We start from the raw sequence: 21,198 nt of genomic DNA on the forward strand, positions 1-21,198 counted from the left end.
CGATGAAAACACTCGCCGGCTCTTCCGTCGTTTACTCCGCTAAATTTCTCCCGAGCTTGAGCGCCATCGTATTGGACTTGACCAAACTCAAACTCTGATCATGAACAGCACCCCATCCGTCCGTCACTGTCCGACCATGCTGATCAGCGCGCCCGCCTCCGGCCAAGGCAAGACAACCGTGACCGCCGCGCTGGCAGCCTATCACCGAAGCCGAAACCGCAAGGTCAGCGTATTCAAAACCGGCCCGGATTTCATCGATCCGCAGATTTTGGCTCATGCCTCGGGCCGACCGGTCTATCAGCTGGATTTGTGGATGATGGGCGAGGCGCATTGCCGCGACTTGCTCTATCGCGCCGCCGCCGAAGCCGATGTCATCCTGATCGAAGGCGTGATGGGTCTCTACGACGGCGACAGCAGCAGCGCCGATCTGGCGCAAGCGCTGTCGGTACCGGTCGCCGCCGTGATCGACGCGCAAGGCATGGCGCAAACTTTTGCCGCCGTCGCCTACGGTTTGGCTCATTACCGGCCGAACCTAAGGTTTGCCGGCGTGATCGCCAACAAGGTCGGCAGTCCAGGCCATGCCGGATTACTGCAAGAAGCGCTGCCCGACGACATGCCTTTGCTGGCGGCCCTATCCAAAGAAGCGGACATCGCCTTGCCATCGCGGCATTTAGGTTTACTGCAAGCGGACGAGATCGGCGACTTGAACCGAAGACTGGCGCGAGCCGCCGAATTATTGACCGAATCCGCGCCATGCCGCTTACCTGAACCGGTTGCCTTTGCCCCGGCGGCAATGACGCCGACGCCGTGCCTTCTTGCCGGCAAGCGCATCGGCATCGCCCGCGACGCGGCCTTTTCATTCATCTACCAGGCCAACCTCGATTGCTTGCAGGCCATGGGCGCCGAGCTGCGTTTCTTCTCGCCGTTGACCGACACCGAAATACCGGATGTCGATAGTCTTTATCTGCCGGGCGGATATCCGGAACTGCATCTAGCGGCACTCGCCGATAATCGCGCGATGAAACAGGCCTTGCATGACTATCACCGCGCCGGCAAACCGATTTACGCCGAATGCGGCGGTTTTTTATACCTATTGGAAACGCTGACCGACAAACAGGGGCAATCGGCCGCGATGGCTGGCCTGTTGCCGGGTCGCGCGACAATGCAGAACCGGCTGGTCAATCTGGGCATGCACAGCTTGCAGCTGGAGCACGGAGAGATACGCGGCCATAGTTTTCATCATTCGCTTCTGGAAACCGATAAGGAAGCCTCGACCGTATCGATTCCGCAACGCAATCGTAGCCAAGGCGAAAAGTTTTTCCGCGTGGGATCGTTGCAAGCCTCTTATCTGCATACTTATTTTCCGTTCAACCCGCAACAAGCCGCAGGATTTTTTCAATAACCGGATTATCGAAAGTCTGGATTGTCGGTGCCGGCGATCCTAAACAGCGTAGCCCGGATGAAGCGTAGCGCAATCCGGGATGTTCGGTGCCACGCCAATCCCGTATTCCGCTACGCTACATACGGGCTACATGCTAAGGAACGAGCATGAAACAATTTAGACAACTGTTGGAAGGGGGTTCGGTGGCTCGATTGGCAGGTGTCGGGGGCTGGGATAGCCGCCGTCAAGCCTACACGGACGTATTCACCCAGCAGCTAAATTCCATAGTTCATTGGCTATAATTAATTATCTAGGATAATTTAGGTGCTGGGTGAACGGCGGTCCTCGATAGACAAAGCCAAGGCGGTTTTTCAATCAAAAGGGAGTAATTCCTGAATGGGTCTCAGCATCTTGCCGAGGCAAAGTTTTTTCAAGCTCGAGGAATACCGGTTCGGCAGCATCGTATCATTTTATTTATCTTTACCATTCAGACGACCGATTTCGCGCAACGTATCGTTCAATACAGGCTGTAACTGTTGAATCGACTCATCTATCGTAGCTCCTTCTTCTAAAAGCTTAGACTCGATCTGTTCAGCCAACTTCCATACTTGTATCAGCGCCAAGTTTCCTGCCGTCCCTTTCAATTTATGCGCCAAGGCAAGAGCACTTTCCCGCTCTCCTTGAGCAATCATTTTGGCGATTTCGTCTCCGTCATGTCCATGCGATTCGGCAAACTTTTGTAAGTATTTATAATAAGTTGCGGCATCACCCCAATTGCTTAGACCTCTGTCTCTATCTATCATGGGAAGCTTTGAATCGTCTGCCGTAGCTGAAGCGATCGGCTCATTCTTTGAATCAGCCGTTACTTGTAATCCGGTAATGTATTGTTGCAGATAAGCGATTAATTCCTCGACATCGAACGGTTTGGCAATGAATCCATTCATCCCGGCATTGAGCGCCGCAGCCTGTTGATTCTTGAATGCACCGGCAGTCAGTGCCACGATAGGTAACTGAGTCAAGTCAAGGACTTCACGAATTTGCCGGGTCGCTTCATAACCATCCATGAGCGGCATTTGTATATCCATCAATACCACGTCGACCAAATCCGGGTTCAGTCTTAACCATTGCAAGGCCGCATGACCGTCCTCTGCCAAATAAACGGCAGCTCCTTCGGCTTCCAAAATACGCCTTGCCATATCGCGATTGATCTCACTATCATCGACCAGTAGTAGACTTAAACCGTTGAGTCGTTTCTCGGATGGCTTTGTATTATTATGATGTATAGACTTTTCGCCTTGACGACGCTGCTTGGCATCGGATACGGCATTATAGAGTGAAGAAGCGGTAATCGGTTTATGCAAGACGGCATCGGCTATTGCCACATCAGGTTCGCGTAGCAATGCATCGCGGTCATGAGCTGTGGCAATAACGATGATCGGAACATCGGCAATATCGCCAAGCTCTTGTCTTATGCGTATACCGGCTTCGAGTCCATTGACGCCGGGCATACACCAATCCAATAATAAAATATCGGGGAGTTTATTATTCCGTGCCCGTTCGATAACACGTTCTACGGCCTCTTCGCCCGACTCGACGACCTCGGGTGTCCAGCCTAAACTGCGCACCGTTGCAGCCAACATCTCCCTGGCCACGGGATGATCGTCGGCGATCAATACGTTTTGAAACGCGATGGTCGGATGCACATATTCTTGCGGCTCAACCAGTTCTATCGGTAGCATCAACCAAAACTCGCTACCTTGCCCGAGTTCGCTGTTGACGCCGAGTTCTCCGCCCATCATTTGCACCAAATGCCGGCATATCGTTAAACCTAACCCTGTTCCGCCGAAACGACGTGTCGTCGAAGTGTCTTCCTGAGAAAATGCATTAAAAATTTCGGCTTGTTTTTCAATAGGAATACCAATGCCGGTATCCCGGACGCTGAAACGCAGATAATCCTGTCCATCCTTGGACGGCAATTTAATGACGGTGATCGTAACGCTTCCCCGCTGTGTGAATTTAAGCGCATTACTGGTTAAATTGACCAATATTTGTTCTAGCCGAAGCGCATCGCCGCGCAGAAACTCAATGCCTTCAGGTGCCGGCCCCATAATCAATTCGACATTATTACTGTATTCAATAGCCGACATCAGTGCGGCTACGTTGTCTAGCACGTCGCTCAGCCGGAATGGCGCATGCTCGATTTCAAGACGCCCCGATTCTATTTTGGAAAAATCCAGAATATCGTTGATGATTCCGAGCAAGGACCGCCCGGCGATGCGAATTTTTTTCACCAAATTAAACTCATCAGTACTCAGATCAGCCTTTTCCAATAAATAGGCCAACCCTAGTATCGCGTTCAATGGCGTACGTATTTCATGGCTCATGTTGGCCAAAAAATTGCCTTTAACACTGGCAAGCCGCTCGGCCTCCTGTTTTGCCGCTTGTAATTCCGCCGTACGCTCGGCCACGTTTCGCTCCAAGGTTTCATTCATTTGCAGCAAAGCATCTTGGATCCGCTTGCGTTCGGAGATATCGACAATGGTCGCCACGACAAAAACTTGGTTATCACTCCGGTAGGGGCTCAAGCCGATTTCTATCGGAAATATAGAGCCGTTCTTGCGTGTCCCGTATAAGTCTCTCCCCGCCCCCATCGCCCGAGTCGTTGGGTTTTGTAAATAATCTTTACGCTGCCGAGCATGGCGTGAACGAAATTTTTCGGGAAGCAATATTTCCACGGGTCGGTTGACCACTTCCGATACTTGATAGCCGAATAGGTTCTCGAAGGCAGGGTTAGCCATGACTATTTTTCCTTCGGCATCGACGACCAACAAGCCGCTGGCATTCGCTTCAAATAACATTCGAAAACACGCTTGAGCCTCTTGTAAACGCATCGCTGATTCCGCTTCGCCCCGTGCCAGAGCCGCCTCCTTCTCGGCCAGGGCGCGCGCCGATTTTGCCTGAATTAGACGCCCTATGCCTATCGCAAACAATAACAAGATTACCGAAGCACTCGCGATCTTAGCCGACCAAACGTTATTTTCCATCGTCGATAATTTTTCCATTGGTAACCGGCTAACCACTGTCCATTGTATGCTGTGCGATAATTGGACATTTTGTTTGGGCGCTAGCGAAACAAAACTCCATGTCCAAAGACCGTCGTCAAGTCTGATTTGGCCTTTATTCTGCCGGGTAATCGCTTCCCATACTCGAGGATGCCGTGTAGCCAGAGTCGCTTCCCGTTGAAACATGAAACCCCATTCATCCTGTGCATTGGGGCTTTTTAGCCAATAGCCCTCGTCATTGACCAACATCAACCTGTCAATGGCGGGGCCGGCGCTGTGGACGAAAGCATCCAGCATTGAATTTGCCATGATGTTAATGATGAGAATGCCTCGAGGCTTACCTAATTCATCAAACACTGGGCTTGAGACCCTTATCGTCGGCTTGTAAGGAATCTCGATTCGGCCGTCGTCCATATTCAAATCGAGCGGAGAAATATAAATCTCCCCTTGCTTCAGCAGCATGGTATCGGTAAAAAAATAACGGTCGTCTTTAGCCTGCAATTCGTTTTGAGGAACGACGACCGGAAGCCCCCTTCTGTGATTGACTCGTACTTGCTCCACGCCCTGTTCGTCGATCCAGCGTACTTTGTCGTAAATCGGGTTACGCGACATCAACGAAAAAAATGCTTCTTGCATCGAGCTCGCGTCCGAGCCATTCGGGGCCTGATAAACCCTGCGAACCGGGTTTTCATTGATTAAACTCATCAAATGACCTATCGGAACGGCCAGCTCTTGATCCAAGCGCCCTTGTCCCAGCTCAACAAAAATTGTTTCGTCGGCCTTCAGCATAGATAACTCAGCATCAATGCGCGATTCGCCCAACAACAAAGTACCTGCCACGACTAAAATGCTCACGGGCAAAAATAGCAGCGTAAACTCCTTAAAAAATCGGCCTCGACCTAACGTCGTTTGATAAGGATCGTGCTTGCTTGAACGATTGAGTAGTGTATTCAAAACGGCTGTTGTCCTCTAAATTACAAATAAACGACTTTACCAAGGCGGTTACTGGTTTAATGAAAGCCTAACAAAGGCCCATTCAGCTTAGGCCAAAAGCTAGCTTTACTCCCTTTATACTCAAAAATTAGTTAACTTTATGAAGGTATGGGGTGTGGCTAGCGAGGATGTCGGCAGCAGGGATTGCTGCCGTCAAGCCCCCATGGATGGGTTTACGGCGGTCCTCGATAGACACATCCCATACCTTTTATTCTTAGACGGTTTTTCAACCAAAAGGGAGTAAAAGTAAGTTTTTATTATTTTGATTTAATAACAACTCTCTGTTATTTAAATAATTTACTTGATGAATTAATAATTTCCCATATAGTGTAGACTAGATTTTGTACTCTAGCGGCTAAAATATGCAACCCGACACAACGCAGTCAAGCTTATTGATCCAACTTGATAGTATTGAGGCTACTAATACCTAGTTCGTAACCTGAGTGAACAACGCTTAAACCTAAAAAAAGCATGTCACTATGAAGAATAAGAAGTTGATTCATTATGTATAGAGCTTTCGTTGACCCAAGAGGTTAGAGGGAATATTTAGGTACTCTATTGAAATACCCCATGAACTTCATGTGTTTCATGTTTATACCGATGAATTTACATTAAAAAGAAAGGCACCAGGATCCTGCAAATCTGAAAAAAACAATAACGTTCATGAAGACCTAGCCATCGTCCCGGCAAATGAAAGTCCGAAGGACGGCTGGGTGCGGTGACTCGCCCGACAGGTCGCCGTGAATACGTCCATGTAGGCTCGACGCCGGCTCCCTGCCGCCGACGCCTGTCGATCGAGCAACCGCACCCGCTTCGGTTCGCATACTTTCACAGTAAAGAGAGCGTGAACTCTATAGTGTTAGCACATCAAATTTCGGCATTATACTCCCTCGCCTACACTAGGAGAGGGCTGGGGGGAGGGTTTTAAAAAACCGAAATTTGATGTGCGATAGGTATAATTATTCCGTTGCACTCCATTTCATACGTCGATTCACAATTGCAAAATGAAGTGCTTTTAGGGGAAAATAGGCGGTTTCGTGTAGCTTGTGCTTTTCGTTCGACTTTATTGATGGCATGTCTGCCTGTCGAAGAATATAAACGAAGGCACCGGCTTTGGCCTTCATCATTCCACCCATTAACTCGCATCGAAACCACAGGCGAAAATCATGTCAATAGAGTCAAGACACATTCAGTTGATGGACACTACCCTGCGTGACGGCGAGCAAACGCAAGGTGTCGCCTTCACGCCGACGGAAAAAGTGAGCATCGCCAAAGCCTTATTGCAGTTTTTGCGCGTCGACCGAATCGAAGTCGCTTCGGCTCGAGTGTCGGAAGGTGAAAAAGAGGCCGTCAGCCAAATCAACCAATGGGCCCGGCAAGAAGGCTTCGCCGACCGCGTCGAAGTATTGGGTTTTGTCGATCATACTCGCAGTGTCGATTGGATTCGATCTACGGGCGGATCGGTCATCAACTTGCTGGCCAAAGGCAGCGAAAAACACTGCCGCGAACAACTCGGCAAGACGCTCGAACAACACAGCGCTGAAGTATTAAAAACCATCGACTATGCTCACGAACAAGGCCTAAAAATCAACATTTATCTGGAAGACTGGTCGAACGGCTACAAAGACAGTCCCGCTTATGTCTATGGGCTCGTGGACCGCTTACGGAATAGCCCGGTTAGTCACTTCATGCTGCCGGATACCTTGGGCGTTATGTCCCCGGACGAAGTTTTCAACAGCTTCAGCGATATGTGCGGGCGCTATCCGGGGTTATTGTTCGATTTTCATCCGCACAACGATTACGGTTTGGCGACAGCCAATGTCATGGCCGCAGTTAGGGCCGGCATCAGCGCCGTACATTGCACCATCAATTGCTTGGGCGAACGCGCCGGAAACGCTTCGTTAGCCGAAGTCGCCGTGGTCCTCCGCGATAAAATGAACATGCATTTGTCGATCGACGAAAGTCATTTGGTACGCATCAGCAACATGGTGGAAAATTTTTCCGGCAAGCGTGTTGCCGCAAATGCCCCGATCGTGGGTGCCGATGTCTTTACACAGACCGCAGGCATCCATGCCGACGGCGACCAAAAAGGCGGTCTATACAAAACCCGGCTGGGACCCGAACGCTTTTCCCGCACCCATAGTTATGCCTTAGGCAAAATGAGCGGCAAGGCTTCGCTGAAAAAAAATCTCGAACGGCTCGAACTCGAACTTTCCGAAGAAGACCAGAAGAAAGTTCTTGCACGCATCGTTAGCCTAGGCGACTCCAAACAAACCATCACGACCGATGATCTGCCGTTCATCATCGCCGATGTTCTCGAAAGCAAGAGCTATCAACATATTAAATTGCTGAATTGTTCCTTGAATAGCGGCTTGGACCTCCAGTCCACGGTCAGCCTTCGCGTTGAAATCCAAGGCGAAAACCACCAAGCTACCGGCGCCGGTAGCGGCGGCTTTGATGCCTTCATCGACGCCATCAGTAAGGTGCTTAAAAAATACGACTACCGATTACCCGAACTGGCTGACTATGAAGTCCGCATACCGAAGGGCGGCCATGCCAATGCACTGACCGAATGTGTAATAACCTGGAATTGCGGCAATGAATTACGCAAAACTCGAGGCGTCCACGTTAATCAAGTATTTTCCGGAATCATGGCCACGATTAAACTGATCAACATTCAGTTGCATGAAATGAAGAGCACCACTTAAATCGCGGCTTTGACGCTGAGCAGAGGCTGATTTCGCGAACTCAACCAACCAGCAAAAGTGCCATTCACAATCAGGCGTGGACACGAAGTATATTAAGTTTTAACTATTCCATTCACTTAAAAACATAAAAAATGAAGCATTATAAAATCGCAGTATTGGCCGGCGACGGCATCGGCCCCGAAATCACCCATGAAGCTCTCAAGGTTCTCAAAGTCATCGAAGAACGTAACGATGTTACTTTCGAATTGATGCCCGCCTCGTTCGGAGCTTGCGCCTATTTCGAAACCGGCGACGCCTTCCCGCAAGCGACCATCGATATATGCGACCAGGCCGATGCGATTCTGAAAGGCCCGATCGGCTTGAGCCATGAAGAAGCAAAAAAAATCCCGATCGACAAACAACCCGAACGCGGTGCGTTACTGCCGATGCGCCGTCGCTACAATACCTACGCCAACTTTCGCCCGGTTTCTCTTCCGAAATCTCTGGCGCATTTTTCACCGCTCAAGCCGGAAATCATCGGCGAAGGGATCGATCTGATCATCGTACGCGAACTGGTCGGCGGTTTGTATTTCGGCGAAAAAGAAATGGGCGTCAACGACAAAGGCCTGCGTTATGTTCGTGAAACTCTGGAATACGATGAGGAACAAATTCGCCGTATCATGCACGAAGCCTTCAAATTGGCCAGTAAACGCCGGAAGTTATTGCACAATATTCACAAAAGCAACGTACTGAAATCCAGCGTGTTATGGAACGAAGTCATGGAAGAAGTGGCCAAGGAATATCCGGACGTCAAGGTTGTCAATTTTCTGGTCGACGCCGCGGCAACGGCTTTATGCCTGAACCCAACCCAGTTCGATGTCATGGTCATGGAAAACATGTTCGGCGATATTCTCAGCGACCAAGGCGGAGGCATCCTAGGTTCGCTGGGCTTGATGCCTTCGGCCTGCATCGGACCCGATAAAGCCTATTACGAACCATCGCACGGTTCAGCACCGGATATCGCCGGTAAAAACATCGCGAATCCTTATTCTATGATCGGTTCGGTCGCAATGATGCTGGAAAATAGCTTCGACATGACGGCTGAAGCTAAAAATGTTTGGGATGCGATGCAAGGCGTTTTCGGCGACGGTTACTCCACCGCCGATCTGTCGAAACCCGGTAGTGGCGTAAAGATGATCAGTACCGAACAGTTTGGCGACAAAGTCGTGGAAAAATTACGGAATATGCCCAAAGCTTAATCCTATAAAAAGCCTTTTGTCCACGAAACACACGAAAATATTCAAACGCTGAAAATCTTGGAAACGGAGCGCTAGCGAAGTGAAGATTTTTAGTCCCCGATAGCCGTAGCGCCGGGTGTTTTGCCGGAGTCTGCGCGAATAGCGCAGGCGGAGGCAAAATACAAGGCATCGCGACACGGCGTAAAGCCATTTGTGGGAGTGCTACGGAGCCGCATCGAGTTGACGATGATGTGGCGTAGTGGCACGGACGCAGGGCGAATCGGGGCCGCCGAAGGCAATAATCGCCAAGTCATTTTTCGCTGCTGAAATCGGACGGACCCCATTTCAGCTTTCGCGAAAAATCTTGGCGCGCTTGTAGTTATGATTTACACTCATCACACATGAAATTTCGGCATTATACCCCCCTCGCCCGCATTGGGAGAGGTGTGGGGTGAGGGTTTTAAAAAACCGAAATTTGAAGTGCTAAAGGTATACAAGTTGCTCACCCAAAAAGTGATTTAAGAGGTTTATGTAACCGTATGATTACTTTCGTGGATTGTTGACGGCCGAACTTAGGATCAAGCTAAAAACGACCAACCTACGCTGAAAATCTTGGAAACGGAGCGCTAGCGAAGTGAAGATTTTTAGTCCCCGATAGCCGTAGCGCCGGGTGTTTTGCCGGAGTCTGCGCGAATAGCGCAGGCGGAGGCAAAATACAAGGCATCGCGACACGGCGTAAAGCCATTTGTGGGAGTGCTACGGAGCCGCATCGAGTTGACGATGATGTGGCGTAGTGGCACGGACGCAGGGCGAATCGGGGCCGCCGAAGGCAATAATCGCCAAGTCATTTTTCGCTGCTGAAATCGGACGGACCCCATTTCAGCTTTCGCGAAAAATCTTGGCGCGCTTGATCCCCTCTACGCTCTTTCCCAAGCTCCAGCGCTCATCGTTATGCATAAGTCAAAAATTACCGTTTTGCAATCTTAGCTAATGAGGCCTCGATACCATTGATTGTCGCTTAACACATTAGGCTTCGAAATCGCGATCTGGGGATCGCTCCCACAAAGTATCCGACCCCTTGTGGGAGCGACGCCTTCGTCGCGATTTCGAAGCCACTGATGTTCAATATCCGCAGATTTATCACACAGCACCGTTTCCAGGAATACGATGACCTCTGTTTAACAAGTTTACCGATACTTGTGTATAACGGCGAGAGCTCCAGCTTGGGAAAGACACCTTGGAAGCTCCCCCTTCGACAAGGCTCTCCTGAGCGCAGCCGAAGGGCTCCGGGCAAGAGCTTTCCTGTGACTGACACAACCTCCGCGCGTTCTCAATCAACCCCGACTTGCTCGTTCAATCTTCCTTGATTGTCGGGAAGCTAGAGCTTCCTGAACAGATTACCCAAGCTGGAGCTTGGGTAACAGCATATTTAAGTATTTGTGACCTCGATACTATTTATTGTAACTTGGTATACTCGGCCTCAACATCGCGATCTGGGGATCGCTCCCACAGTGTATACACCACCCTCTGTGGGAGCAACACCTTCGTCGCCCCTCACCTAGCGTTAGGTGAGGGGCCAGCATGGAGCTGGCATAGAGCCTACAGGGATGTATTTACGGTGTCCTTTGACGGACACCCCGGTGCCGAATTTTGATCTGCGATGTGCATACTTAGCGAAGATAAACCCCGTCCGAACCAATCTTCCCGGCCCCGTTCAACACGAAGATACCTGCCGAATTGGCTGGCACATGAAAACCAAGGCAGCCGTTACTGACTGATATTTCCTTTCCGGTGATTGCGTCGCGATAAACTCCGTTACGGATATTTTCAACCGCTATGTCCTGATCACTTCCGATAGCTAATCCGACAACGGCATAGCTTGTTCCGTCACGATAGTCCCGAACGAATCGCATGCCGCTTCCCCACTCATGGATTTGGCTCATTTCGCCCTTTTGCAATGCAGGTATCGCTCGCCGAATCTGATTCAAGCGCTTGATGTGTTGATATAGCGGATGACCTTGGGTCTTACTAATGTTCTCGTCGGTCAGATAATCGCCGAAATAAGCCCTGCCGGTTTGATCGAGCGTGTCGTCGTTGCCGATAACATCCTGCGGTGCACCTTTCATGAACTCGATTTCCTCACCGTAGTACAAGCAAGGAATACCGCGCACCGTCCACAACAAATTATAAGCGGCCGCGGCCATCCACTGCTCGCCTTTAAAGCGGAAACGGAAGTCGTTGTCAGGCCCGACATCGTGATTCTGTAGAAAGGTTACCAGCGTCGAAGCATTACCGTAGATCCAATCCATTTCCAGCACCCTAGCCACACCTTCGAAGCTGCCCCGACTCAGATTATCGCGAAAGGTCGAGAACAATCCGAAATCGAGTTGAGGAAAACCGGAATCACCGCCGGAATGCGGATTACGCGGATCGTGACCAAGGCGCGTGTACCACCACGGACGAATAAACGAAGGCCCGTTGTCGCCGCCGCCGAGATCGCCCCAACCGTAGCCCTTGACCAAATTTTCGCCGAACACGAACAGCCCCGGCTTGTGCGCCTTCCAGGCATTGACGTATTCCAATAGATTGTCGCGCGGCACATGCTTGACGGTGTCGATGCGTAGCGCGTCGACGCCCATGTCGAGATAACAGTTGACCGCGCCGATCAGATAATCCTTTACGTTTTGAAGGTCGGTCGCGAGGTTGATGCAATCGCCGGCGATGTGTTTCTTTTGGACGGCCTCGCTTTCCCAATCGCCGCCACAGATAAAGCCGTGCTGCATGTACCATTCAGGGTCGAGAGTTTGCGCGTCGATACCGAAAAAACGACCGGGATCGTAACCGGGTTTCGGAATTGTTTCGCCGGTCTTGGGGTCTTGCAATGGCAGCATGCCTTCCGGATCGCTATGATGCCTTTCACGATACCAGTCAGGAGCCAACGGGTTGTCGATGTCGTCACGGTTCGACCAAGTGTAATTGCCAAGGTGGCCTTGATACGGGCCATGATCGACCCGGCCTTGCTCCGAACCTTGCGGTACATAATATTTGATCGGCAGATGATCGATGTGCACCTTTCCGCGAATACCGTATTGGCAGGAATGATTGACGACGACATCCTGAATGATCTTGATGCCACGTTTATGAGCTTCGTCGATCAAATCCTGATAGGTTGCATCGGGCGATTCGAGCCGGGGATCGATACGAGTCCAATCGTAGGCGTGGTAACCGTGATAATCCAAACCGCTACGGTTTTCGACCGGCGGCGTGATCCAGATCGCGGTGAAGCCGAGATCGCGGATGTAGTCGAGACGTTTGATCAAACCTTTGAAATCGCCGCGCCAATGCGGGTCTTCCGGTTCTCCGGTTTCAGGATTGAACTTGATGCGGTCGCGGCAAAAAAAACTGATGCTCGGGTCGCCTTCATAGAAGCGGGCGGTCAATAAAAAATAGATTGTTTCCTCGCGAAAATCGCCCAATGGTCCGTTCGGATCAATCGGCGCATGAATGACGCTATCCGACAAAAAAGTTTGGCTTGAGCTTTGTCCTTCGAAATTCAAATTCGGGCCAGCCAAACGATGTGTCAATCGACCAGGATCTTCAATCCAACGCCCGTTTGCGTAATAGCCACTACGGGCGCAATGTAAATCCTCAGTCTGTGAGCCGTTGCCGTCATTGAAGACCAGGCTAGCAGACTTAACGCCGTTGAAGCGGTAGACGAACCAACCATCGTCATCCGCCGCCATAGGCTGGCCTGGCCAAATCGTACTATGATCGTCAGGGTAAGTATTCCAGTAATGAACATGAACGGTATCCGCCCAATTGGCCGGTTTAAGAAAGCGTATAACGAGTTCGGGCATGTGACTTTGAAACGAACGGTGAATAAGAAGGGTATCAAGGCAGTATGCTAGCCATGATACCGTAAACTAGCACTCTGCGCCGGGGATAATGGCAATTGAATACTAGACTGTCAAGTACCGGATGATTGATCCAACAATTTTCAATTTGAAAATCCGCAAGAGCGTGGAGCGAACATGGAGGGGGGGTAACAGTTTTTGCTCCTGCAAAAAATCACAAAGGTGAAAAATAGCTCTTTCATCTCCTGCCTTCGAGCCGTCTTCATTGAAAAAAACCGAAGACTTCGTTGACATTCACCGGTATCGGATTCATTCCCATGGCGTTCCGCCGCTTTCAAAGACCTCACGACAAAATCCCACGACGCTCGCATCATAGATGGTACCCTTGCCTCGCTCGATCTCGCTCAAAGCCGCTTGCACTCCCAAAGCCGCCCGATAGGGTCGATGCGAGGCCATCGCTTCAACCACATCGGAAACAGCGAGAATGCGCGATTCCATCAAAATTTCGTCGCCTTTTAGCCCATGAGGATAACCAGTGCCGTCCAAGCGCTCATGATGTTGAACAACCATCTCGGCTATCGGCCATGGAAATTCGATGCCTTTGACAATTTCATAACCGATCGACGGATGGCTTTTAATGATAGTAAACAACATCGGTTCTAATTTTCCGGGCCGATTGAGTATTTCGATCGGGACGGCGATCTTGCCGATATCGTGTATCGTCGCACCTAACCGCAACCCTTCTAAACGATAAGCATCGAAGCCCATACGCCGGCCGATTTGCACCGCCAACTCGGCAACCCGCTCTTGGTGTCCGGCGGTATACGGATCGCGCTTTTCAATCGTCATGGCAATCGCGCGAATGGTTTGTATCAACGAGCCTTGCAATTTTTCGGCAAAACGCTGTTGTTCTTCCTCTGCCTGTTTGCGCACTGAAATATCGATGAGACTGGCCCGGTATTCGGCAACACAGCCTGCTTCGTCTTTAATAGGATCGATGCTAAGGCTAACCCAGAGCTCGTCCCCATCGGCGCGGTGCATATTGAGCTCAATATCGCAAACGCTTTGCTCGCCGGCAAATAATTTCCCGATTTGCGTTCCCCCAAAAAGATCGAAAATCGTTTTCGTTTCCAAAAAAGCCCTGTCATACCCCAACATCTCGCATAACGACTGATTGAATTGCAGCAAAACTCCGTTTTGGGGTGCAACCGATACATAAGCATTAGGCGCGTTTTCGTATAATTCCTCGTATCGATTCTCTGCGATTTTCAAAACCGACTCGGCATGCTCGCGCTCTTGTCGAATACGCAATGCCCGTATACCGAACGCCAAGTCGCCGGCCATTTCTTCAAGCAATCTCAACTCGGCTTGATCGAAGGCATCCGGCTCCGCCGAATCGAGCGTGATCGCTCCCAAGGTTTCGCCATCCGAAATCAACGGCAATGCGATCACCGATGCATAGCCATATCCTAACGCACCTTCGCGCCAGGACGGGGCAAAATCATGAGAATTATTGACGATATCTTTCAGAATAAACGTTTCCTTGTTGCGAATAGCGTAGGCGGCTGGATTGCGTCCGCCTGCATCATCGGCCCAAGACAGCTCGGCCGAGGTAATGAAGTCGAAATCGCCTCCGGCAAAAGCCATCGGACGAATCGTTTTTCGATCGTCGTGCTCCGCATAGCCGACCCATGCAAAACGGTAACCGCCGCTGTCGATCAAGATGCGGCATATATCGTTCATCAAGGTTTGTTCTTGTTGCGCATGAACGAGCGTGGTGTTACAAAGGCTCAGCGTGCGTAATGCACGGTTGAGCCTACGCATTTCATGCTCGGCCTGACGCAACTCGGTAACATCCTGTACCGTGCCTATCATGCGGACCGGTTCTCCCGCATCGTTGACAATCACTTCTCCAATTTCGTGAAGCACTCGCTCGACACCGTCGGCACGGCGAATACGGTGATCAAGCTCATACTCATCGCCTCGAGAGAAGGCATTTTGTACGGCATCGGCCACAAAGCCGCGATCCTCCAGCGATATCAACTCTAGAAACCGCCGATAGGTCGCTACGAATTGTTGAGGCTTAAACCCGAACATGCGGTACACTTCGTCGGACCACGACAACTCGTCGGTGACTATATTCCATTCCCAGCTACCCAGATGGGCGATTTGTTGAGCCGCAGCCAAATTCGTTTCACTAACCCGTAAGTGATTCATCGTGTCGATGCGCCGGAGGGTGTTGATAATCATCTCTCCAGCCGTTTGCAGTAGACGCTCTTCTTCTTCGTTCCAGCGACGAAAACGCCTGACGGAATCGACGCCGATAAAACCCGAGAAAACGCCACCGTAATTAAATGGCGCCAAAAGCAGCGAAAATATATTTTCGTGTACAAACTCCTCGCGCTCGGGTATAGCACAGGAAGGCAAGCGATTAACATCTTCTATTTTTACGGTCCTCCCGTTCATAAGCTCTCCGAACAACCACGGAAAGGATTCCACCTTAAATTTGCACAACGAATCGATTTGTGGCTCGACGCCTTCCTCGCACCATTCGTGAGTATGTCCGAAAGCATCCTCGGCATCATCGTAATCGAAGATATATGCTCGGTCGACATCTAAAAACCGGCCTAATTGTGCGAGGGTTTTCAAAACGGTTTGATTAATTTGTTCCGGTCTAGCGTTACTCAAATTCGAAGCGATTCCGGCAATCAAGGCTTCCAAGCCGATGCGATAGGTCAGCGCCTGTTCGGCCTGCTTGACTTCGCTAAGATCCAGAACGGTCAAGACAAAACCGTCTTGCTCGTCGTTTTCGTTTAAAATCCCCGCAACCGTGATAAAAACCGGTAACCCAAGACCATTCGGCACATTCAATTCCATTTCGGCCGAAAAACCTTCGCCGTCTCGCTCGGCTTTATCGAATAGCGATTGCAACTGCGACATGAAATACGCCGTGACCAATAAACAATCTCCCTTATTAAACAAGCGTTTGTTGCACTCAGGTTCGTGCGAATCGCAGCCTAGAAGAGCCCTCAAACTCGGGTTGCAAAAAATCACCCGGCGCTCGCAATCCAAAATCATAATCCCTTCGCCGGCCTGCTCTAGGGCTCGGTTTAATATTCTTCGACGCGCCTCTGTCTTGCGCAACTCGGTTACGTCTTCCAAAATATGAATCGCACTCTTGCTGCTTCTGTCCGCATGTATAATCCCGAAAGAGCGCGAAACGAATATATCGCCATTAGGTAGTTGCAATTCGTTTGCTTTAGCAAAACTGGCTTCCGGAAAATTACGGCATGCAGGCATCGGTTCATTCAGTTTCGGAAATAATTCGAAATAAATGCGTCCGATGACTTGTTTCAGCGTCATTCCCGCACGATCGCAATAAGCGGGGTTGGCTCTAACGATGCGCATCGCGGCATCGTGAATGAAGATAGGATCGCCAATCGCATCGAAAGCATCGTTCCAGTCTTGGCTAATGAGTTCCAATTGTCGCCGGCTCTCTTCCAATTCGGCAGTTCTTTCCCTAACTCTAACCGCTAGATGATCGCGCGCATCGATCAATTCGCTTTCCGTTTTGCGCAGACGGCTATTCAGACGTATGAAATAAACAACAAAGAGACTTAATACCAGCGGCGTCAGTATCGACAATAACAACCAATGCCAATAATGACGCAAAAAATCATCAAAACCGATCCGGCCAATCTCTTCATACGGACTCAGACGTAACTCGCGCAATAAATCGTGCACGGGTCGGTAATTATAAGCAACGGTCCAACCGGCAATTCCCGCTGCTTGAGCTGCGGAACTATCGATTGACATCAACATTAACGCCGAGGCAACTTCGAGACTCAAAGACTCGGAGGTATCGGCGAGTTTAGCAAATGGCCATTCAGGGTAAAGGCGAGTACTGCTTAAATAGCTGAAATTTTCATGCTGTATAGGGTTGATGACTTTCAGTTCTTTCAGGTCGATCGCACCTTCTTTATGCATTTGCTCCAAAGTATCGCTACGCGCGGTCCCGGCATCGGCCGATCCATCTAAAACCGCACGGACGGTCGCATCATGGGTATTAAGAAAACTCAACCGAGTATGCTTCTCCGGCGTCACGCCCTGAGCCTGCATTTCACGCCAAGCTGCCAGATATCCGCCTAATGACGATTCGCTCACCGCAGCGAAACGCTTGCCTTTCAAGTCGGCAATTTGATTTATGTCTTCCCGATCCGCGCGCGTGAATATCACGCCGCTAAAAAAAGTATTGCCGCGTCCGCCATTACGCTTGCGCATTGTAGCGATACGCCCCGCGCCATAACGCGCCTCGAAATCGACATAGATTCCCGAGTTCACGAGAAAAAAATCAACTTCACCCGAAGCGACAGCTTTATCGATTTCGTTAAAATCTAGCGGAACGATGGAAAAGTTTCGACTGGATATTTCACTCGCCAAATACTCGGCCGTCGGCAACCATTCGACCAAAGCGCGGTCCTTGCCCCGATTCGCCAATACGCCGATACGTACCGTATCGTCCGCAGCAACAGAAGACGGTGTCAAGAGTAATATTGACGATAAAGACAAGATAATTAAGCGCAGCAGAAGCATATCGAACAATTTAATAGAGGAAGATTATTCTTGGGATTTTAAGAATGAAATACGAAGTCACCACCACCGGAACGGCTTAATTTCCTTGAGCATCATAGCAGATAAACCTTAAATAACGGTTCGGTTAAACAGTAAAAATAATCGGTGATTCTTCATGATGATTTATACTCTTAGGCAGTACTACCATTAAGTTAAGGATTTGGTCGTAAATAACTTCCCTATTTTACGGAGAGTTCGGTTGCTCGATTGACAGGTGTCGGCGGAAGGGAAAGCCGCCGACAAGTCTACATGGACGTATTCACCCAGCGCCTAAATTCCATAGCCCAATGGCCATGGTTAACTTTCTTGGATAATTCAGGTGCTGGGTTCACGGCATTCTTTGACGGGCACCCGGCGCCGAATTTTGATCTACGACGATGGGTATATAAGAAAGTGAAAAGGTTTGCTCACTTCCAAATACTTAGGATGATATTTTTTAGTTTTCGCAACCGACAGTTCTTTTTCTCCGTCTTCATCGTTGCACAAACAGCGGCATAATTTCGCTAAAATACGAGCAAAATCGCAGTGTCGGGTGCGGAACTTATTTCATGCTCTCTCCTTATCCGATTTGACTTTTTTCGGTTTCGGTTTATAAATGGTCAGAAGAGAACGCTTTTTTGAGAGACTTTTTATTTTTTCAATTCTTTGTGATTATTTTGAGTGTTCGCATTTCAAATTTTGGTATTTTTACATGAAGAAGAAAGAGTATTAGGCGAATTTTAATTCCCGCAAGATTCCGATTTTTCTAGGCGTCTAATTTCCATAATTTATAGATACGATCTATTAAATACGTTAATTGAACCGTAAATCTCTATCGATAACCCTAACCCAAAATTAACATTTCGCAATTGTATGATACTGAATAATATGTAAAAATTTATTTTGATAGCACTACATTTGTTAAAGCTGAGTTAATTGATAATTTTTGACTTATACCAAAATTTGATTCGCTAAGAGTTTATATCTCTTATTCGTTTTTACTTATTTTTTGAAGTTCGAGTAAAATCGATCAATAGAAAGGAATGCTTATATGCTTGAATGGTCGATTCTAATTTTTTTACTTTTTATTGTTTATATCATTATGAAAAAATCTAACACCACCACTGAAAAAACCAAATCCGAGACTGAGAAGACCGTAACACCCGAAGCGGTTAAAGAAACACCGAAGAAAACAAGTCCTACCCGCCCGTCCTCTAAACAAGTTAAAGCCGCCACCGAAGAACCTAAAGCAAAAATCGAACAACCGGTCACAACTGAAACCGCTAAAGTAACGCCAAAAAAAACCAGCACCGCCCGAGCTGCCACTAAAAAAACAAGCAGCCCTCCTCCAGCTCCGGTTGCCAAAACGCCGGAAATAAGCATACGTGAACGCGTCGGTTTAACTGCAGGTAACATTTGGCAATACTTGGACAAAAATGGCGAAACTTCCGTTGCAAGATTAATCAAAGAACTTCCTGAAGAAGAAAAAATTATCCATCGCAGCATCGGTTGGTTAGCCCAGGAAGATAAAATCAAACTCGACACCGTCAATCGAGTTGAAACCATCGCACTAAAATAATGAAGGGAATGAACCGTGTAAACTAATCTACCTATCTAATGTGGATTCAAGCAATCTGCAAATTACGTTCTTTAAATAAGCTAAACTAGCTACATATTGTTGCAGCCATAAATGAAACGCACTCACAAATTACTCCCATTTGATTGAAAAAAGTCAAACAAATAAAAGGTCTGGGGTGTGTCTATCAAGGACCGCTGTAAACCCGGCATCTAAATTCCATAGCCCATTGGCTATGATTAACTATCTGGGCTAATTTAGGTGCTGGGTAAACCCATCCATGGGGGCTAGACGGCATGCCCCCTACCGCCTACATCCTCGCTAGCTACAACCCCATACCTTCATAAAGTTAACCATTTTTTGAGTATAAAGGGAGTAGAAGTTAGTTAGTTACAACGTTTCTCAGTTTTATACCCGAAGATCAAAATTCGGCACTAAGGGCCCCAGCACCTAATTTATTTAAGAGTCAGTGAGCTATGAAATTACATGGACGTATTCACAGCGTCATTTGACGGTCACCCCGGTGCCGAATTTGTAAATACGATGGATATAAAAACCTCTACATTAACATTTCTTCGGCGCCCAAATTACAGGGTGATTTTTTGAAGGTTCGGCAGCCGGCTTGCCAAATCGCTTCACCGCCTCATAAACCCACCGTGCGCGTAGCTTATTCATACCGTCTTCAATACAAATGCGCTGTAATAATCTGTCGACAGGGTCTCTATGAGCGGCCATGCTCAATAAGCCATACCGCATTAGTTGATAAAGCGCATCATGTACCAACGAACCACGCATAATGTTTTTAGTATCGATAGCTGGACCCGACGCACCATCCCAAGCATAACCTGATCTAATCAGCAAATTACCAGAGGCATCAAGTTGAATAAACTGGATGTCTATTGCTTGATTGGGAGCAATGCCAATATTAGGTAACCTATAATCTTGTTTAAGTTGATATTTATAACCGCTACGGTAACCAATACAATTCATATCACACCTCACCCAAATGTAAAAACCTACCTCAATTTCCTCTTAACCTCCACCAAAACCTGCTTCCGTTGCGGAATTATTCACACCCTCTAGCATTCCCACGCAGAGCATAGGAACGAGAATGGCCGTGGGACTGAATACTCACATGCCAACTGCTCTTTTCAGGTTCAAATTTAGCTAAAAGCCTATACACACACAACAATCTGAATGTGTATTTCCTAGGATACCTTTTAACTGCTTTTTCGTTTAGCCCCTATATAAAAGAACAAACCAAATGCCAGAACAGCAGGTAGCAGATTCCAGGTCACTAGCCACTTCCAATTAGGTATTTGGGTAACATACCCCCAAAAGCGGTCACTATTTGTTGTAGAGAATTCATTGGGAAGAAAGCATGCAGTATAAGTGTAAAAAGAGCTATCAAAAACATAGCACTTGGCTCTTTCTTTAGTGTAGGCCTCACTATGTCTTTTTTCGATACTGGAATCGCCGAAAACGGACTGGAGCACATGATAAACGGCTTTTAGTTTTTCGCTTATTTCGCCTGGGTTTTTATCGAATGTAAAAGTGTAGTTTTCACCAGTTTCTAAAACAGAATAACGATAAACCTCGCCCTTATATTCATAGATATATCCATCTTCGGCTGCGCGAGCTTCAGGGCAATAATTGGTTGCGCATATAAATATCAGATAACACAAAAAGACCATGACAGGAATCTTCCTTGGTTTGGCGAGCAATGACGAGACTGTTTGGAATTGAATTCGATACATCATCATGAAAAATTCCTCTTAGAATAAATCAGCAGTATG

The 21,198-nt window shown here is 48.6% G+C and carries 10 protein-coding genes; 5 read left to right on the plus strand and 5 right to left on the minus strand.

Going from position 1 to position 21,198, the window contains the following annotated elements; translation table 11 throughout:
- The first annotated feature begins 100 nt into the window (after positions 1-100).
- Positions 101-1,402, plus strand: coding sequence for a cobyrinate a,c-diamide synthase (locus tag ACINK7_RS11785; protein ID WP_404355349.1), 1,302 nt, complete (start codon positions 101-103; stop codon positions 1,400-1,402).
- 146 nt (positions 1,403-1,548) lie between these two features.
- Positions 1,549-1,683, plus strand: a complete 135-nt coding sequence (locus ACINK7_RS11790) for a hypothetical protein (RefSeq protein ID WP_404355351.1) — start codon at positions 1,549-1,551, stop codon at positions 1,681-1,683.
- Positions 1,684-1,851: 168 nt separating this feature from the next.
- On the opposite strand, the gene ACINK7_RS11795 is transcribed toward ACINK7_RS11790, so the two are convergent.
- Positions 1,852-5,397, minus strand: a complete 3,546-nt coding sequence (locus ACINK7_RS11795; protein ID WP_404355353.1) for a response regulator — start codon at positions 5,395-5,397, stop codon at positions 1,852-1,854.
- Between the two features lie 1,205 nt (positions 5,398-6,602).
- Here ACINK7_RS11795 and ACINK7_RS11800 point away from each other — a divergent pair.
- Both ACINK7_RS11800 and leuB read left to right on the plus strand, forming a co-directional pair.
- Entirely contained in the window at positions 6,603-8,144 is a 1,542-nt protein-coding gene (locus ACINK7_RS11800) for an alpha-isopropylmalate synthase regulatory domain-containing protein (RefSeq protein ID WP_404355355.1), read from the plus strand.
- Positions 8,145-8,275: 131 nt separating this feature from the next.
- Positions 8,276-9,382: a 3-isopropylmalate dehydrogenase gene (gene leuB, locus ACINK7_RS11805; protein ID WP_404355357.1), complete on the plus strand. Its 1,107-nt coding sequence runs from the start codon at positions 8,276-8,278 to the stop codon at positions 9,380-9,382.
- A gap of 1,649 nt (positions 9,383-11,031) precedes the next feature.
- Here leuB and ACINK7_RS11810 read toward each other — a convergent pair.
- Together ACINK7_RS11810 and ACINK7_RS11815 are read right to left on the minus strand one after the other, a co-directional pair.
- On the minus strand, positions 11,032-13,218 hold the full coding sequence (locus tag ACINK7_RS11810; protein WP_404355359.1) for an alpha-amylase family glycosyl hydrolase: 2,187 nt from the start codon (positions 13,216-13,218) through the stop codon (positions 11,032-11,034).
- Positions 13,219-13,524: 306 nt separating this feature from the next.
- Positions 13,525-17,808 carry a PhnD/SsuA/transferrin family substrate-binding protein gene (locus ACINK7_RS11815; protein ID WP_404355360.1) on the minus strand — a complete coding sequence of 1,428 codons (4,284 nt, stop codon included), beginning with the start codon at positions 17,806-17,808 and terminating at the stop codon, positions 13,525-13,527.
- A gap of 1,069 nt (positions 17,809-18,877) precedes the next feature.
- Between ACINK7_RS11815 and ACINK7_RS11820 the strand changes: the two genes are divergently transcribed.
- Positions 18,878-19,405, plus strand: a complete 528-nt coding sequence (locus ACINK7_RS11820; protein ID WP_404355361.1) for a winged helix-turn-helix domain-containing protein — start codon at positions 18,878-18,880, stop codon at positions 19,403-19,405.
- Between the two features lie 561 nt (positions 19,406-19,966).
- On the opposite strand, the gene ACINK7_RS11825 is transcribed toward ACINK7_RS11820, so the two are convergent.
- On the minus strand, positions 19,967-20,392 hold the full coding sequence (locus ACINK7_RS11825; RefSeq protein WP_404355363.1) for a hypothetical protein: 426 nt from the start codon (positions 20,390-20,392) through the stop codon (positions 19,967-19,969).
- A gap of 230 nt (positions 20,393-20,622) precedes the next feature.
- Entirely contained in the window at positions 20,623-21,165 is a 543-nt protein-coding gene (locus tag ACINK7_RS11830) for a hypothetical protein (protein WP_404355365.1), read from the minus strand.
- Between the last annotated feature and the right edge of the window lie 33 nt (positions 21,166-21,198).

The sequence above is a fragment of the Methylotuvimicrobium sp. KM1 genome, assembly GCF_044788715.1.
GTDB lineage: Bacteria > Pseudomonadota > Gammaproteobacteria > Methylococcales > Methylomonadaceae > Methylotuvimicrobium.

What these genes read in the sequence shown, in the direction of transcription:
- ACINK7_RS11815 (WP_404355360.1), bottom strand. Translation starts at nt 17,808, where the DNA reads ATGCTTCTGCTGCGCTTAATTATCTTGTCTTTATCGTCAATATTACTC.
- ACINK7_RS11830 (WP_404355365.1), bottom strand. Translation starts at nt 21,165, where the DNA reads ATGATGATGTATCGAATTCAATTCCAAACAGTCTCGTCATTGCTCGCC.
- leuB (WP_404355357.1), top strand. Translation starts at nt 8,276, where the DNA reads ATGAAGCATTATAAAATCGCAGTATTGGCCGGCGACGGCATCGGCCCC.
- ACINK7_RS11820 (WP_404355361.1), top strand. Translation starts at nt 18,878, where the DNA reads ATGCTTGAATGGTCGATTCTAATTTTTTTACTTTTTATTGTTTATATC.
- ACINK7_RS11810 (WP_404355359.1), bottom strand. Translation starts at nt 13,218, where the DNA reads ATGCCCGAACTCGTTATACGCTTTCTTAAACCGGCCAATTGGGCGGAT.
- ACINK7_RS11785 (WP_404355349.1), top strand. Translation starts at nt 101, where the DNA reads ATGAACAGCACCCCATCCGTCCGTCACTGTCCGACCATGCTGATCAGC.
- ACINK7_RS11790 (WP_404355351.1), top strand. Translation starts at nt 1,549, where the DNA reads ATGAAACAATTTAGACAACTGTTGGAAGGGGGTTCGGTGGCTCGATTG.
- ACINK7_RS11825 (WP_404355363.1), bottom strand. Translation starts at nt 20,392, where the DNA reads ATGAATTGTATTGGTTACCGTAGCGGTTATAAATATCAACTTAAACAA.
- ACINK7_RS11800 (WP_404355355.1), top strand. Translation starts at nt 6,603, where the DNA reads ATGTCAATAGAGTCAAGACACATTCAGTTGATGGACACTACCCTGCGT.